Raw genomic sequence first — 15,818 nt, 5'->3', positions numbered from 1 at the left:
TTAACGTCGGGTAAATGAACGTACCGCTAGCGGCAGGTCAACGGGCTGGCGGCCCCCGAGGAGAGCATACATCCAGAGCGACCGTCTGGCGGGGCATGACGGGAAAGAAAGAGATAAAGCTTTTCAGAACAGGAAGTTGACGCTGCTGACGTGCTACCCAGCGCCTTAGCGCGCGGCGCTTTTTGGCGATCCACTGCGACTGGGCACGCAGCATGGCGGGCACCCAAAAGCAGATACACACGCTCCGGTCGCTGCTGCGCAGATCGGAAGGGTGTAAACTGGCGGGCAGCAGACAGCTCACCAGCAGGCCCGCAAGCCACCAACGCGCCAGCCCATGGCGACGATGTCGCCGAGGCAGAGCAGATAATGTATCGAGCGTTGATGGCATGCTGTGGCGTGGCTCCTGAGCGTGTTAGGCTCTGTCGATAGACGAAAAACATGGGTGCTGCGCGCACTCGTCAGCACGATACTATCCGCAACACCCCAGGAATCAGGTAAATGAGTATAAAGGTTAAGCGTTCCCGCGCACAGCCCATTACCCAATTGCTGAACACGTCCGCTGGCGCAGGCCATCTGATGCGTCAGTCGCGCCTGATCGATCAAGCCCAGACTCATCTTCGGGCCCACTTGCCCGAAGAGATGCGTGCGCATGTGTTCGTCGGCGGCTTCAGCAATGGACGACTGACCCTGATCAGCAGCCAGGCCAGCTGGTTGACCTGGTTGCGCTACGAGCAACCGCGCCTTTTGAGCCTCCTGCAGCAACTCCCCGGCTTTGCAGGGGTCACTGGCTTTACGCTGAAAGTACGCCCCGTACGCACCGTGACACCACCGGCACGCTATGCGCGCACTCTCTCTACCAGCGCTGGCACGACCCTCATGGAGTGCGCCGAAGACACCAAACACCCCAAGCTGAAGCAGGCCCTGGAGCGCCTTGCTTCGCATGCCCAGCGCTCTTCATGAGCCGCCTGCGCAGCACGTCATGCACCTGACTGTCAGACCAAACGCAATAAAGCACCGCATGGCGGTGCTTTATTATTAGTGGGGGGCATTCCCCCGATTTCAACCTGCGCGCTTCAAAAACCACGTCACGCCATGGCGGGTGCCGCATAGGAGATAGGCGCAACGGCCTTCTCTTCTTCGAAGGTCACGATTTCGTAGGCATCGGGCTGCGCCATCAGCTCACGGCACAGACGATTGTTGAGGGCATGGCCGGATTTCACACCACGAAACTCGCCAATCAGGCTGTAGCCAAGCTGATACAGATCGCCGATGGCGTCGAGCACCTTGTGCTTCACGAATTCGTCCTCGTAGCGCAGACCACCTTCATTCACGATACGGTAATCATCCACCACGATGGCGTTGTCGAGACTGCCACCCAGCGCCAGATTGTTCGAGCGCAGGTATTCCAGGTCACGCATGAAGCCAAAGGTTCTGGCCCGAGAGACTTCCTTGACAAACGAGGTCGTGGAAAAGTCGATCAATGCCGTCTGCTTCTGCTGCTCGAAGACAGGATGGTCGAAGTCGATGGCAAATGACACCTTGAAGCCTTGATGGGGCAGGAATGCGGCTTCCTTGTCACCATCACTGACCGCCACACGACGCTTGATGCGAATGAATTTCTTGGCCGCGTCCTGCTCGAGAATACCTGCAGACTGGATGAGGAAAACGAACGGGCTGGCGCTACCATCCATGATCGGCACTTCCGCGGCACTGATATCCACGTAGGCATTGTCGATACCCAAGCCCGCAAAGGCAGACATGAGGTGCTCGACGGTGGCTACCTTGACGCCTTCATGGGAAAGTGCCGTGCACAAGGTAGTGTCTTCCACCAGCTCGGCGCGGGCAGGAACGTGAACCACTGGGTCCAGATCGGTTCTGACAAACACAATACCCGTGTTGGCCGGTGCCGGGCGCAAAGCCAGATGGACTTTCTTGCCAGAGTGCAGACCCACTCCAGTGGCGCGGATGACGTTTTGTAGTGTGCGTTGTCTGATCATGGGCAGTGGTCAAGCTCTAATATCGGCGGCGTGTAACGAGTCGCTACCCAGCCGCAGGGGGAGAAAAGTTATCAAACAGTGTTCACTTTAACAGCAAACGAGCGTTTTACCAATAAAACTCTCGTTTGCTGCCTCAATAAACCTGATAGCGCAGATCAATCTGCCTGGCGGCGCAGGAACGCGGGGATATCCAGATAGTCATCGGCATCGGCCGAACGACGTTTTTCAGGGCGTGGCTTGGCTGCTGCTTCCGGCGCTTCGGCACGCGCGGTAGCCTGTTGCCGCATGACGGTGGGCTGCTGCAATTTACGGTAGTCGGAGCCACCGGCATCTGCAGCGGAGCGGCGTGCCGGTTCGCGAGACACGGCCTTGGCCTTGCTGCCATCCAGGCCAGCCGCCACAACGGTCACGCGCAGCTCGTCGGACATTTCCATATCGATGGAAGTACCCACGACGATGGTGGCTTCCTGAGAGGCGAACTCCTGCACCGTGGCACCGACGTCATTGAACTCGCCAATGGATAGGTCGGGGCCAGCCGTGATGTTGACCAGAATGCCGCGGGCACCGTGCAGGTCGATATCTTCCAGCAGCGGGCTCCGGATGGCTTTCTCTGCAGCTTCACGGGCACGGTTCTCACCAGTGGCGCCGCCAGTACCCATCATCGCCATGCCCATTTCGGACATGACAGTACGCACGTCGGCAAAGTCGACGTTGATGATGCCCGGGCTGGTGATCAGCTCGGCAATGCCTTGCACCGCCCCCAGCAGCACGTCGTTGGCAGCGCTGAATGCCGTCAGCAGGGTCGCGTTCTTGCCCAGCACCGACAGCAGCTTTTCGTTGGGGATGGTGATCAACGAATCGACATGCTCGGAAAGCTCTTTCATGCCCTCCTCGGCCGCTCGCATGCGCTTTGGCCCTTCGAACGGGAAGGGACGGGTGACCACGGCAACCGTCAGGATGCCCAGCTCTTTGGCGACCTGGGCAACCACTGGAGCGCCTCCTGTCCCCGTGCCACCGCCCATACCGGCAGTGATGAAGACCATGTCGGCGCCACTGAGCAGCTCGGCAATACGATCACGATCTTCCATCGCGGCCTGACGACCCACCTCAGGGTTGGCGCCTGCGCCCAGCCCTTTGGTGATTTCCCCCCCCAACTGAAGCACCGTTTTTGCCGACACCCGCTTGAGCGCCTGTGCATCGGTGTTGGCGCAAATGAATTCGACGCCTTCGATGTTGCTCTCGACCATGTGGTTGACAGCATTGCCGCCGCCACCGCCAACACCGACTACTTTAATGACCGCACTGCTCGAGGGTGCGTTATCTACCAATTCGAACATAAGCCCCGTCTCCTGAACCGCGTCGCGGCCCTATCAGAAATTTCCTTTGAACCAGCCTTTGATTCTTGCCAGCGCCGAATGGCCATCCTTGATATCACGTCGGGCAAATTCACTGCGTCCTTTATGTCCCGCAGCGCTTCCCCCGTGGCTTTCTAGGCCTTGCCCATGACGCGTTTCCTGCAGTGCATAGTGCAGCAAACCAACGCCCGTCGCATAGATAGGATTGCGAACCACATCTGCCAAGCCTCTGACATTTTGTGGGCAGGCAATACGAACCGGCATGTGAAAAATTTCTTCGGCCAATTCGCTGACACCTTCCATGCGTGAAGTGCCGCCGGTAAGCACCACTCCCGCCGCCACCATATCTTCATAGCCACTGCGGCGTAATTCGTCTCTGACCAGCGTGAAGAGCTCTTCATAGCGAGGCTCCACGACTTCTGCCAACGCTTGGCGCGACAGATCTCGTGCCGCGCGATCGCCCACGCTGGGTACTTTGATCATTTCATCGCTGGCGGCCAGCTGCGTCAGCGCGCAAGCGTATTTTACCTTGATTTCTTCTGCGTGCTGAGTGGGCGTGCGCAACGCCATGGCGATATCGTTGGTGACCTGATCACCCGCGATCGGTATGACCGCCGTATGGCGTATGGCACCTTCGCTGAAGATGGCCATGTCAGTGGTTCCCCCACCGATATCGACCATACAGACACCGAGCTCGCGCTCGTCTTCGGTCAGTACCGCCATGCTGGATGCCAGCTGTTCCAGAATAATAGCATCCACATCCAGACCACACCGCCGCACGCACTTTTCGATGTTCTGCACGGCATTCAAGGCAGCCGTGACCAGATGCACCTGAGCTTCCAAACGAACCCCGGACATGCCCAACGGTTCGCGGATGCCCCCTTGGGCGTCGATGGAAAACTCCTGAGGCAATACATGCAGCACTCGCTGCCCTTCGGAAATGGCCCGTGCCCGCGCGGAATCGATGACCCGTTCGATATCGTAAGGAGTGACTTCGCGCTCCTTGATGGCCACCACGCCGTCGGAATTCATGGAGCTGATATGGCTGCCTGCCACACCGACATAGACGGAATGGATGTCGCAACCCGCCATTAGCTCGGCTTCTTCTACTGCACGCTGAATCGACTGAACCGTGGATTCGATATTGATGACCACTCCCCGCTTCATGCCACGAGAAGGGTGAGAACCGATACCGGCGATTTCAATCCCACCATCATCGGTGGGTTGACCGACTATCGCGACGACCTTGGACGTTCCAATGTCCAGCCCGACAACCATATTGGATGCGTTGGGTGAGCCTGCCATGAGTCGGTAAATCTCCTTGTCGTCGTTTTATAAGAACGGGGATCGCTTTTAATGCTTAAGCAAAAGCAGGCGAAACCCAAAGATAAAATAAATAACCTGACTAAAACTGTGTGACGCCGCTAACCGCTGACCGAATAATAAAAACTGACCCACAGCATCGCCTGGGACATAGTATAGAAACAATAGCCACAATACGACTAGCCCAAACCAACGATAATTGGCTTGGAAAGCATTTTAAACCCCATAAAAGGGTTTTTTAGCGGGCCGACCTGCCCATTTACCCGATTTTTTGCACATTGCGCCTTATAGTGACTCGCCCTCCTCCTCCGGAACCTCGGTTTCACCGTGCCACGCCACCGCCACACCATTGGGATAGCGCAAGTCGATATAGCGAATATGCTCGCCTACGCTACCCAGCTCACGCTGCCAGGAGGCCGACAGCCGGGCAAGTCGTTCGCCATGGTGACGACGCCCCAACATTACCCAGGTGCCTTGATCAAGTTGAAGTCGCCAGGCACCACGAGGCTCCAGGCGGAGCTGAGCCAGCGTCAACGACAGTCCGGCAAAGTGCGGCGTCAAGCGCTGATAATAGGCCAGCACTTCCGCACTGCTTTCCTGAGGGCCCGCCAGATCGGGCAACCCAGGGGGCACGGCAAGAGGCGCATAGGAGAAGGGTTCGCCTCGCGGGTTAAGCAGGAAGTCGTCATTCCAGCGGGCTACCGGCGTCTGTTCTATCAATTCGAAGACCAGCGCATTGGGCCACTCTCTGGAGATTCGCACTTCATCCAGCCAACCAATCTCCAGCGCATTGCGGCGCAGCTCGCCCAAGTCCGCCGATAACCAGGTAATGTCCTGAACCAGCGGGGCCAGCTGTGAACGCAAATAGTCGGCGCTCACGTATTCCCACTCGCCTCGAATGGAGACGCGCTCGATAGGGCGATCCAACCAAAGCCATAGCGCTCGGCTCCCCGCCCCCAGCAGCAATGCCAGTAGAACGATACCGAGCCACGCATTGCGCTTCTTCATAAGGAACTCATGCCATGCCCCGTCACGAATCGCGCGCCAGTGCAGTGGTCAAAATACGCATCACCAGCTGGTCGAAATCGATACCGGCGTGGGCCGCCGCCTGAGGCACGAGGCTATGGTCGGTCATGCCGGGCACGGTATTCACTTCGATCAGCCAGAAATCGCCCGCGGCATCACGCATCACATCGATACGCCCCCAGCCCTCTCCGCCTACGGCCAGGAAGGCCTCTTTGCACAGCGCGGCCAACGCCTGCTCGTCTTGCGGCGACAAGCCACAGGGCAAATGGTACTGGGTGGTGTTGGTCAGATACTTGGCTTCATAATCATAAAACCCACCCGGCACCTCGACACGAATGGCAGGCAACACGTCATCGCCCAGCAGGCCGACGGTGTACTCGTCCCCCGTGATGAAGCGCTCTGCCATGACCCTGGCATCGAAAGTGGCAGCTTGGGCATAGGCCGCTTTCAGCTCATCGAGGCTGCGGACGATACTGATACCCAGAGTCGAGCCTTCGTGTACCGGCTTGACCATCATGGGTAGCCCTAGCTGAGCTACCACTGCCTCCCAGTCCGAAGCGGCATTCAGCATGATGCACTCCGGCGTGGGCAGGCCGACGGCTTGCCACACCTGCTTGGTACGCTGCTTGTCCATTCCCAGCGCCGAAGCCAGTACGCCACTGCCGGTGTAAGGCAAACCGAGCAGCTCCAATGCGCCCTGCAGCGCTCCATCTTCACCGCCACGCCCATGCAGTGCGATGAACACCGCGGTGGGATCGAGGCGCTCGAGGCCCGCCAGCCCACCCTCTTTGAGATCGTAACCCTGCGCATTCACGCCTTGACGCTGCAAGGCGCTCAACACGGCGGCACCACTCTTGAGCGACACCTCCCGCTCGGCCGACATGCCGCCGTAGACCACGACGACACGCTCCAGGCCAGCCTGCTGCGTTTGCCCTGATGTCATAGCACCACCTCTTTCATGACCAGCTTGGCTTGGGCAAGGCGCAGTGAAATGCCACCCACATCGCCCGCGCCCTGGGTAATCAGAATATCGCCTGGACGCAGCACGTTGTTGAGCAGGGCAGGCAGCTCGTGCTTGTGCTCCACGAACAGCGGATCGACATCGCCACGTTGACGGATGGAGCCTGCCAGGGTCTTGCCTTCAGCACCCGGCACCACCGCCTCGCCAGCGCTGTACACGTCGAGCAGCACCAGCGTATCCACCTGAGACAGTACGCGTACGAAGTCTTCGTAGAGATCGCGGGTACGGCTGTAACGGTGGGGCTGGTAGAGCATCACCAGACGGCGCTCGGGCCAGCCGGCACGCACCGCCTGAATGACCATGTCCACTTCACGCGGATGGTGACCGTAATCGTCGACCAGCATGATCTCGCCTTCGCCGACCGGTGCCGGATAGTGGCCATGGACCTGAAAGCGCCGCCCTACGCCCGCAAACCCCATGAGACCGCGCTGGATGGCGTCATCACTGACCCCGGCGTCGGTCGCCACCACGATGGCCGCCATGGCGTTCAAGGCATTATGACGGCCAGGCATGGCCAGTCGAATGGCCAACGGAGGCGCGCCACCGGGCCGCAGTGCCGTGAAGGAGACTTCCCCGGCCTGCTGACTAAAATCCACGATGCGGTAATCGGCATCTTCATCGAAGCCGTAGGTCACGAACTGGCGCTTGATACGCTCGCACAGCCCGCGCACGTGGGGATCATCGATACACAGCACAGCCAAGCCGTAGAAAGGCAGATTGTGCAAGAACTCGATGAAGGTGTTTTTCAAACGCTCGAAGTCACCCCCATAAGTGGCCATGTGGTCAGCATCGATATTGGTGACGATGGACACCATGGGCTGAAGGTGAAGAAACGACGCATCGGATTCGTCGGCCTCGGCCACCAGATAGTCGCCCTCCCCCAGGCGAGCATTGGCGCCTGCGCTGGTGAGTTTGCCACCGATCACGAAAGTTGGGTCCAGACCGCCCTCTGCCAACAGGGTAGCCGTCAGGCTGGTCGTGGTGGTCTTGCCGTGAGTACCGGCCACGGCAATGCCGTGACGAAAGCGCATCAGCTCGGCGAGCATTTCCGCACGCCGCACCACCGGCACGCGGTGGTCATGTGCCCAGCGAATTTCAGGGTTGGCTTCATCGATGGCACTGGAGACGACGACCACATCCGCGCCTTCCACGTTTTCCTTGGCATGCCCAATGAATACATCGACGCCGCACTGACGCAAGCGCTCCACGACAGTGGAGGCTTTCATGTCACTACCGCTGACCTGGTACCCCTGATTGGCGAGCACCTCGGCAATGCCGCACATTCCGGCACCGCCAATACCGACGAAATGAAGCCGCTGGATACGGCGCATACCCGGGCCGCTCGGGCCACTCAGCTGCGGCGACGTATGATTGACTGACTCGGTCACGCAGTTTCTCCTTGCTTCACCAGCGAGAGACAGCCTTCGGCCAGGCGCTCGGTCGCGTTCAAAGACGCGGCTTGACGTGCCTTGACGGCCATCTCTGCCAGAGTCTCTGGGTGGAGTAATTGTTCCAAAAGGTTACTTAAATAATCAGGCGTCAGCTCGGCCTGAACGATACATAGGGCCGCGCCCGCCTGGACCAGCACGTCGGCATTTACCCGTTGATGGTCGTCCACGGCAAAAGGAAACGGCACCAGCAACGCGGGCTTGGCCGCCGCCGCCAGTTCGGCAATCGTCAGCGCACCGGCTCGGCAAACGACCAGATCTGCCCAGGCATAGGCAGCGGCCATATCATCGATGAACGGCGAAACCTCGGCGACTACCGCCTGTTGAGCATAGGCCTCTGCCGTGGCGAGATCGCGCTCCTTGCCAGCCTGGTGACGCACCTCGGGACGTCGCTCCGGCGGCAGCGCAGCCAAGGCCACAGGCAGGCGCTCGTTCAACGCTACCGCGCCCAGGGAGCCGCCTACCACCAACAGGCGCAGCGGCCTGCCCTGCATGTCGGCCACCTGGCGGGGCTGCTCGCCCAGCGCGGCGATATCATCACGTACCGGGTTGCCGATCACCTCGGCACGCGTGCCAAACGCATTTTCGAACGCGGCATACGTCCGCGTCGCCAGTCGCGACAACACCTTGTTGGTCAGCCCTGCCACGGCATTCTGTTCATGAATGACCAGCGGAATACCTGATAACCGGGCCGCCAGACCGCCAGGGCCGCTGGCGAATCCGCCCAGCCCCACCACGACATCCGGCTTGAAACGCTTGATGACACCACGTGCCTGGAGCACCGCGCGCGACAGGTTGAGCGGTGCCTTGAGCCAGCCAGCGGCGCCATTGCCGCGCAACCCACTGATCGCAATGGTATGCAGCAGAATGCCCGCCTCGGGCACCAGGCGGTTTTCAATTCCCCGTGGGCTACCCAACCACTCCACGGTCACCCCTTGGGCCTGGAGGGCACGCGCCAGCGAGAGCGCCGGAATGACGTGCCCTCCCGTTCCTCCCGCCATGACCAATACCCGTCGACCCGCATGTATCGCCACAAACAGCTCCTTGAATAATTACGTCAACCGCGGCTCTCGGCGAGCACGGTAAGGCGTCGACAATCGGCGCGGGCGATGCCGAGTTTCTGCATCCACCCGGAGCAACAGCCCCACCATCATCCCAGTGACCAGCAGACTGGACCCCCCGTAGCTGATCAGCGGCAGGGTCAGCCCTTTGGTCGGCAGCAAGCCAGCACTCACCGCCATATTGATAAACGCCTGAGCTGCCACGATAAAGCCGATTCCGTAACTCACGTAGGCACCGAACAGATGCCCGGCCAACTCTGCTCGCCGGCCCACCCACATGGCCCGCACGATGAACAGGGTGAACAGCAGCACCACGGCAATCGCTCCGATCATGCCCAGTTCTTCGGCCACCACCGCAAAAATGAAGTCCGTATGGGCTTCAGGGAGATAGTGCAGCTTCTGCACGCTGTTGCCCAATCCGGTGCCGGTCACATGACCACGCCCAAACGCGATCAATGCCTGCGTCAGCTGATACCCGGTGGCGAACTGGTCGGCCCACGGGTCCAGGAAGCTGGTCCAGCGCGCCAGTCGATACGGCTCCATGACGACCATCATCACGGCACCAAACCCCAGTACCCCCCCACTGCCCAGCAACAGCGTCAGCGAAGCGCCACTCATCATCAGCATGCCGATTACACAGACGGCATACACCACCATGCCGCCGAAATCCGGGGCAAGAAACAGCAGGAAGGCAGGAATAGCCAGTACTGCCAAGGGGCGCCACATGGTAAAAGCACGCTGGCGCAATTCGTAAGTGAAGCGCGACATGAACGCTGCCATGTAAAAGATCAGCCCCAGCTTGCCGAATTCCGAGACTTGCAGGCTGGGAAGCGGCCCCGGCAGGGCAATCCAGCGCTTGCTGCCGTTGACTTCTTGACCCACGGCCAGTACCACGACCAGCATGAAGATGCTGAACAGCAGCAGCAATGCCGCGTTCTGACGCCACAGCTCCAGCGGCACACACACCATGAACAGGCATGCCATGATGGCCAGCACCAGAAAGATGCCGTGCTGGCGGGCATAGTGATAGCTATTTTCCAGTAGCCCTATCGACGCGGAGCTGACCATGACCCAGCCCAGCCCCGCCAGCGCGACCGCCGCGACAATCAGCCAGACATCGCAAGGCAGGTGGCGGGTTGCCAGCGCTTCACGCAGTCGTTGCACCCTACTCATTGATTCGTCGCTCATGGGGCACTCTCACGCTGTTTCTGCTCGATCCAGTCGCGAAACAGGTCGCCCCGCGCCTGGTAGTTGGCGAATTGGTCCAGGCTGGCACACGCTGGCGAGAGCAACACACAATCCCCTGGCTCGGCCAGGTGCCATGCTGCTTCCATCGCGTGTGTCAGTGTTTCGACACGCTGAGTGTGAAGGCAAGGGCCAAGCACGCTGTCGAGACGCTCGGCGTCTGCGCCATAGAGTAGCGCGGCCTTTGCGTAGCTCGCCAGCGGCGCGGCCAGCGGCGTAAAGTCGGCACCTTTGCCCACGCCACCGGCCAGCAGGATGATCTTGCCTGTGAGCGCGACGCCAATACCATTGATGGCTGCCAGGGTCGCGCCGACATTGGTCCCTTTGGAGTCGTTGACCCAGCGAACCCCGTTCACCTCAGCAACGGCTTCACTACGGTGCGGCAGCCCCTTGAACGTGGTCAACACCTCGCACATGGCCTGACGATCGAAGCCCAGCGCCTGGCCCATGGCCAGCGCTGCCAGCGCGTTCAACTGATTGTGCTGTCCGGTGATGGCCAGCTCATCCACCGCCAGCCACGGCGTCTCGCCGTGCATCAAATAGCGGCGTCCATCGATATCGGCCAACCCCCAGTCACTGCCGGACGGGACACCTACCCCGAAACGCTCGACACGCTCCAGGGCATCCAGAGGCCAGGTCATGGGGTCATCGGCGTTGACCACCGCGTGCTCCGCCCCGATGAAAATGCGCTGCTTCGCCTCACGGTAACCCGCAAGATCGCCATGACGGTCCAGATGATCATCGCATAGATTGAGAAACGCAGCCGACGCCGCCCCCAGGCGAGGCGTCGTTTCCAGTTGAAAGCTGGATAGTTCGAGGATGAAAAGCTCGGCATCGGGGTGGTCGGCCAACAGATCCAGAGCCGCCGTGCCCAGGTTACCCCCCACGGCAGCGTACACTCCCGAGGCCTTGGCCATTTCGCCTAATAGCGTAGTCACCGTGGACTTGGCATTGGAACCCGTAATCGCCGCCACCGGGGCACGCACCAGACGCCTGAACAGCGCCGTTTCGCCCACCAGTATCGGCTCGCCGGTGGCAGGATTGACGCGCTCCAACAGCCCGTCGAGGCCTGCCGAATGCGGGTCGACGCCCGGACTGACCACCACCTCGTACGCATCGCTGAAATCCAGCTCGCTCAGCGGCCCACAGTGGCAATCAATCGCTGGATAACGCTGCTGGAACGCGGCGAGGCCAGGCGGCATCTCGCGGGTATCGGCCACCATGAAAGGCACTCCATGGCGGTCCAGGTGGCGACAGATCGCCTGACCGGAAATGCCCAGCCCGACAACAACGGTAACACCCTGAGGTACCTTCACCATGAACGACTCCTTGTGCCTGAATCAGAGCGGCCTTGTCCAACCTGACACGGCCACCCTGACACGACTACCCAATGACTAACGCACTTTCAGGGTGGCCAGTCCCAGCAGAACGAGGACAACGGTGATGATCCAGAAACGCACGATCACGCGCGGCTCAGGCCATCCCTTGAGTTCGTAATGGTGATGCAGCGGAGCCATACGGAAGATACGTCGCCCCGTCAGCTTGTAGGAGCCGACCTGCAGAATGACCGACACGGTTTCCAGCACGAAAATACCGCCCATGATGAACAGCACGATCTCCTGGCGCACGATGACCGCCACCACGCCCAGGGCGGCCCCTAGCGCCAGCGCACCCACATCGCCCATGAACACCTGGGCGGGATAGGTGTTGAACCACAGAAAGCCGAGGCCAGCACCGGCAATCGTGGCACAGAAAATGGCCAGCTCGCCGGTTCCCTGAATGAAGGGAATATGCAGGTAGTTGGCAAATACGGCATTGCCGCTGGCATAGGCAAACACCGCCAGCCCCATGGCCACCAGCACGGTGGGCATGATGGCCAGACCGTCCAGGCCATCGGTCAGGTTGACGGCATTGGAGCTACCGACGATGACGAAGTAGCTCAATACGATGTAGAACAAGCCCAACGGCAGCGCAACGTCCTTGAACAGCGGAATGAGCAGGCTGGTTTCGGCGGGCGTGGTGGCCGTGGCGTACAGAATGATGGCGGCTCCCAGGCCGACCACCGACTGCCAGAAATACTTCCAACGTGCTGGCAGGCCTCGCGGGTTCTTTTCGACCACTTTACGATAATCGTCGACCCACCCGATGGCGCCAAAGCCCAGCGTCACCAGCAGCACGATCCAGACGTAATAGTTGGTCAGGTCACCCCACAGCAAGGTGCTGATCGCAATCGCCAGCAGGATCATGGCGCCGCCCATGGTCGGCGTACCTGCCTTGGAAAGATGCGACTGTGGGCCGTCGTCGCGAACGGCCTGGCCAATCTGCCCTTCGACCAGGCGACGTATCACCCAAGGCCCCAGCCAAAGGCACAGCATCAGCGCGGTGAGCGCGGCGAGAATGACGCGCAGCGTCAAATAATTGAACACCTGAAACGCAGTTTGGAATTGAGCTAGAAAATTCGCCAAATGAAGTAACATGAACGGCGCTTACCTTGTGTCATCCGCACGCAGCGCAGCAATGACTCTTTCCATGCCGGCACTGCGCGATCCTTTCGCCAGCAGCGTGGCGTCAGGTGGCAGAGAATTAATAACATGACGCACTAGCGTCTCGTGGTCGTCGAAGTGCAGCCCGCGACCAAAGGCATCCGAGGCAGCCTTGGCTGCCTCGCCAACCGTCAACAGCATGTCCAGCCCCAGCGACGCAGCATACGCTCCTACGTCGGCATGCAGCCGTTCAGATTCATCTCCCAGCTCTCCCATCGCGCCCAGGGCGCACCAGCGAGGGGCAGGAAAGCTCGCCAAGGCATCCAGAGCCGCCTTGACCGCGCCAGGGTTGGCATTGTAGGTGTCGTCCAGCAGCGTCGTGCCGCGAATGCCGGGCACCACGCTCAAGCGGCCCTGCAATGCCGACAACCGATTCAGCCCAGCCACGACCTGCGGGGCAGGAACGCTCAGCGCCAGGGCAGCGGCAGCGGCGGCCAAGGCGTTACTGACGTTATGCTTGCCGATCAGGGGTAGCGTTACGCGCCCCAACGGCTCACCTCCGACAACGAGCGTGAAAGCATAACGCCCCTGTGAGTCGCAGGAAAGAGCCGAAGCGTTTACGTCCGCATTGCCCTGCACCCCGTAGCTGACCACTCGTCTGGGGGCCGCACAGGCCGCCCAGAAAGGGAAGTAGCGATCATCGGCATTGATGATGGCCACGCCATCCTGATCGAGCCCTGACAAAATTTCGCTCTTGGCCTGGGCAATCTGACCCATGCCACCAAACTCACCTACATGAGCGCCCGTCACGTTGGTGATGATGGCCACCCTGGGGGCCGCCAAACCAACGGTCCAGGCGATTTCACCCAAATGATTGGCCCCCAGTTCGATGACACCCGCCTGGTGCTGTGACCCAAGACGTAACAGTGTCAGCGGCGCCCCGATATCGTTATTGAGGTTGCCGATGGTCGCCAGCACCTCACCGAGTGGCGCCAACAGGGCTGCCACCATCTCCTTGACCGTGGTTTTTCCGCTATTCCCCGTGACCGCCACCAGCGGCAGCGTAAAGCGTCGCCGCCATGCGCACGCCAACAGCCCCAGCCCCAAGCGCGTATCCGGGTAGCGCAATTGCGGCAGCGGACTCTCCACGGGATGCTCCACCAGTGCCGCTACGGCGCCCAGCTCTCGGGCCTGTTCGACGAAATCGTGACCATCGAAGCGCGGGCCTTTCAGGGCAATGAACAGGCAACCCGGCACGATCTGGCGGGTATCCGTCACTACCTGGCTGATCGCAACGTCAGTCGCTTCGCTCGCCAACGGAATACTCAGCGCCGCAGCCACTCCGCCAAGGGTCCACATCAGCGGCCACCTCGCGCTCGAATGGCTTGCTGCACCTGCTCGTCATCCTGGTAGGCGTGTCGAACACCCTCGACTTCCTGATAAGCCTCATGACCCTTGCCAGCCACCAGCACCACATCCTGAGAACCTGCCTGAGCCACGGCATGCAGGATGGCCTGACGCCGATCGCCAATCTCTTCCACCCGCTGCGGATCGTGAAAACCCGCCAAAATTTGCTGACGAATTTCGGCGGCAGATTCACGGCGAGGATTGTCGTCGGTCACCACCACACGGTCGGCCAGCCGCTCGGCTACCCTAGCCATTTCCGCGCGCTTTCCGGTATCGCGCTCACCACCACAGCCAAACAGGCACCAGAGCTTTCCTTGGCTCCCCAAGTGATCACGCAGTGCTTCCAACGCATTTTGCAGCGCGTCAGGCGTGTGGGCATAATCCACCACGACACAAGGCGATTCGCCCCCGCCAAAGCGCGTCATGCGACCCGGCACCGGGCTCAACTTGGCCGCCGCCTCGAACAGCGCATCCAGCGACTCGCCCAGCCCGTACAACACGCTGATGGCCAGCAGCACGTTATCCAGATTGAAGCGCCCCAGAAGCGGCAATTCGAGCGCTTTCTCGCCCTCGGGCGTGGCAATCAGAGCCTGCTGACCGGTTTCCAACGGATGCCAATCGAGGATACGCAGCGTCACCGCCTCATCGCTGCCCGTCGCCAGCACACGCACATGGGATTCGCACCCTGCCAGCATCAGCCGAGCCAGGGAGTCGTCACCGTTGACCACCGCCAGGGTCAGCTCAGGACGACGGAACAGCTTGGCCTTGGCCGCAGCATAGGCCGCCATGCTGCAGTGATAGTCCAGATGATCCCGGGTCAGATTGGTGAACACGCCGACCGTCACGTTCACTGCTTCCAGACGGTGCTGGTCCAGCGCATGGGAAGAGGCCTCCAGCGCTACGCGCTGGACCCCTTGGCGCCCTAGCTGCCCCAGGGTGGCCTGCAACGCCAGCGGCCCGGGCGTCGTCAGCCCGGTATCCATTAGCTGCCCCGGGCGCCCAACGCCCAGGGTGCCTACCACTCCAGCCCGAGTGCCCAAGCGCTCACTCAATGCCGCGATATAATGCGTGACCGAGCTTTTGCCGTTGGTTCCCGTAACTGCGATCACCTCCAGGCCATCAGGCACTTGATAAAGCGAGCGCCCCAGCTCACCCAGCCGCAGGGCCAGATGAGGCAGCGAAAGCACCTTGCCCTGCAGCGTCAGCTCGGCCTGCCGCGTATGCGCCAGCACCAGCGAGGCGCCTCTCTCCAGGGCTTGCTCGATATACTCGCGGCCATCCCCTTGACTACCGGGCACCGCCACGAAGACATCTCCTTGTGCCACCTTGCGCGAATCGGTCACCAGATCGAGCGACACGGGCAGCGGCGGCAGCTCCGGCAAGCCAGCGCCTGGCCACACCGCCTTGAGGGCGGCCCGAAACTGGTCGAGGCTCACAGTCATGCCTACTCCT

The 15,818-nt window shown here is 60.7% G+C and carries 14 protein-coding genes; 1 reads left to right on the top strand and 13 read right to left on the bottom strand.

Annotated features, from left to right (window positions below; genetic code table 11):
* Positions 1–37: 37 nt before the first annotated feature.
* Positions 38–388, bottom strand: coding sequence for a hypothetical protein (locus FEU76_RS13170; protein ID WP_016913527.1), 351 nt, complete (start codon positions 386–388; stop codon positions 38–40).
* 110 nt (positions 389–498) lie between these two features.
* Here FEU76_RS13170 and FEU76_RS13165 point away from each other — a divergent pair, with 110 nt between their 5' ends.
* Positions 499–960 (top strand): DUF721 domain-containing protein, encoded by a 462-nt coding sequence (locus FEU76_RS13165; RefSeq protein WP_144983567.1) that lies wholly within the window; start codon positions 499–501, stop codon positions 958–960.
* Positions 961–1,085: 125 nt separating this feature from the next.
* On the opposite strand, the gene lpxC is transcribed toward FEU76_RS13165, so the two are convergent.
* From lpxC to FEU76_RS13105, 12 genes are all read right to left on the bottom strand, one after another.
* A complete protein-coding gene (gene lpxC / locus FEU76_RS13160) occupies positions 1,086–1,997 on the bottom strand; it encodes a UDP-3-O-acyl-N-acetylglucosamine deacetylase (protein WP_144983564.1) in 912 nt (303 codons plus the stop codon).
* Between the two features lie 155 nt (positions 1,998–2,152).
* Positions 2,153–3,334: a cell division protein FtsZ gene (ftsZ, locus tag FEU76_RS13155; protein WP_039177365.1), complete on the bottom strand. Its 1,182-nt coding sequence runs from the start codon at positions 3,332–3,334 to the stop codon at positions 2,153–2,155.
* Between the two features lie 33 nt (positions 3,335–3,367).
* Positions 3,368–4,657: a cell division protein FtsA gene (gene ftsA / locus FEU76_RS13150; RefSeq protein ID WP_039177368.1), complete on the bottom strand. Its 1,290-nt coding sequence runs from the start codon at positions 4,655–4,657 to the stop codon at positions 3,368–3,370.
* A gap of 303 nt (positions 4,658–4,960) precedes the next feature.
* Entirely contained in the window at positions 4,961–5,683 is a 723-nt protein-coding gene (locus FEU76_RS13145; protein WP_081137057.1) for a cell division protein FtsQ/DivIB, read from the bottom strand.
* A 22-nt stretch (positions 5,684–5,705) separates the two neighbouring features.
* Positions 5,706–6,644: a D-alanine--D-alanine ligase gene (locus FEU76_RS13140; RefSeq protein ID WP_096923162.1), complete on the bottom strand. Its 939-nt coding sequence runs from the start codon at positions 6,642–6,644 to the stop codon at positions 5,706–5,708.
* Complete coding sequence (gene murC / locus FEU76_RS13135) at positions 6,641–8,053, bottom strand: UDP-N-acetylmuramate--L-alanine ligase (RefSeq protein ID WP_096923454.1); 1,413 nt, start codon at positions 8,051–8,053, stop codon at positions 6,641–6,643. The genes FEU76_RS13140 and murC overlap by 4 nt, the downstream gene beginning before the upstream one ends.
* 53 nt (positions 8,054–8,106) lie before the next feature.
* The gene (gene murG, locus FEU76_RS13130; protein ID WP_260851406.1) at positions 8,107–9,204 is read right to left on the bottom strand and encodes an undecaprenyldiphospho-muramoylpentapeptide beta-N-acetylglucosaminyltransferase; all 1,098 of its coding nucleotides are present in this window, start codon (positions 9,202–9,204) and stop codon (positions 8,107–8,109) included.
* A gap of 18 nt (positions 9,205–9,222) precedes the next feature.
* The gene (gene ftsW / locus FEU76_RS13125; protein WP_039177381.1) at positions 9,223–10,404 is read right to left on the bottom strand and encodes a putative lipid II flippase FtsW; all 1,182 of its coding nucleotides are present in this window, start codon (positions 10,402–10,404) and stop codon (positions 9,223–9,225) included.
* Between the two features lie 11 nt (positions 10,405–10,415).
* Positions 10,416–11,795 (bottom strand): UDP-N-acetylmuramoyl-L-alanine--D-glutamate ligase, encoded by a 1,380-nt coding sequence (murD, locus tag FEU76_RS13120; protein WP_144983561.1) that lies wholly within the window; start codon positions 11,793–11,795, stop codon positions 10,416–10,418.
* A gap of 75 nt (positions 11,796–11,870) precedes the next feature.
* Positions 11,871–12,953 (bottom strand): phospho-N-acetylmuramoyl-pentapeptide-transferase, encoded by a 1,083-nt coding sequence (gene mraY / locus FEU76_RS13115; RefSeq protein WP_039177387.1) that lies wholly within the window; start codon positions 12,951–12,953, stop codon positions 11,871–11,873.
* A gap of 9 nt (positions 12,954–12,962) precedes the next feature.
* The gene (locus FEU76_RS13110) at positions 12,963–14,321 is read right to left on the bottom strand and encodes a UDP-N-acetylmuramoyl-tripeptide--D-alanyl-D-alanine ligase (RefSeq protein WP_144983558.1); all 1,359 of its coding nucleotides are present in this window, start codon (positions 14,319–14,321) and stop codon (positions 12,963–12,965) included.
* A complete protein-coding gene (locus tag FEU76_RS13105) occupies positions 14,318–15,808 on the bottom strand; it encodes a UDP-N-acetylmuramoyl-L-alanyl-D-glutamate--2,6-diaminopimelate ligase (protein ID WP_144983556.1) in 1,491 nt (496 codons plus the stop codon). Before FEU76_RS13105 ends, FEU76_RS13110 begins: the two co-directional genes overlap by 4 nt.
* Positions 15,809–15,818: the final 10 nt, after the last annotated feature.

Origin of the sequence: Halomonas sp. C22 (assembly GCF_007655045.1) — a bacterium.
GTDB lineage: Bacteria > Pseudomonadota > Gammaproteobacteria > Pseudomonadales > Halomonadaceae > Vreelandella > Vreelandella hamiltonii.
Note: the sequence above shows the minus strand (reverse complement) of the source record. Positions and strands in the feature narration are given on the sequence as shown.

Coding starts and splice junctions, on each gene's coding strand:
- FEU76_RS13170 (WP_016913527.1), bottom strand. CDS start 388: ATGCCATCAACGCTCGATACATTATCTGCTCTGCCTCGGCGACATCGT.
- FEU76_RS13165 (WP_144983567.1), top strand. CDS start 499: ATGAGTATAAAGGTTAAGCGTTCCCGCGCACAGCCCATTACCCAATTG.
- lpxC (WP_144983564.1), bottom strand. CDS start 1,997: ATGATCAGACAACGCACACTACAAAACGTCATCCGCGCCACTGGAGTG.
- ftsZ (WP_039177365.1), bottom strand. CDS start 3,334: ATGTTCGAATTGGTAGATAACGCACCCTCGAGCAGTGCGGTCATTAAA.
- ftsA (WP_039177368.1), bottom strand. CDS start 4,657: ATGGCAGGCTCACCCAACGCATCCAATATGGTTGTCGGGCTGGACATT.
- FEU76_RS13145 (WP_081137057.1), bottom strand. CDS start 5,683: ATGAAGAAGCGCAATGCGTGGCTCGGTATCGTTCTACTGGCATTGCTG.
- FEU76_RS13140 (WP_096923162.1), bottom strand. CDS start 6,644: ATGACATCAGGGCAAACGCAGCAGGCTGGCCTGGAGCGTGTCGTCGTG.
- murC (WP_096923454.1), bottom strand. CDS start 8,053: ATGCGCCGTATCCAGCGGCTTCATTTCGTCGGTATTGGCGGTGCCGGA.
- ftsW (WP_039177381.1), bottom strand. CDS start 10,404: ATGAGTAGGGTGCAACGACTGCGTGAAGCGCTGGCAACCCGCCACCTG.
- murD (WP_144983561.1), bottom strand. CDS start 11,795: ATGGTGAAGGTACCTCAGGGTGTTACCGTTGTTGTCGGGCTGGGCATT.
- mraY (WP_039177387.1), bottom strand. CDS start 12,953: ATGTTACTTCATTTGGCGAATTTTCTAGCTCAATTCCAAACTGCGTTT.
- FEU76_RS13105 (WP_144983556.1), bottom strand. CDS start 15,808: ATGACTGTGAGCCTCGACCAGTTTCGGGCCGCCCTCAAGGCGGTGTGG.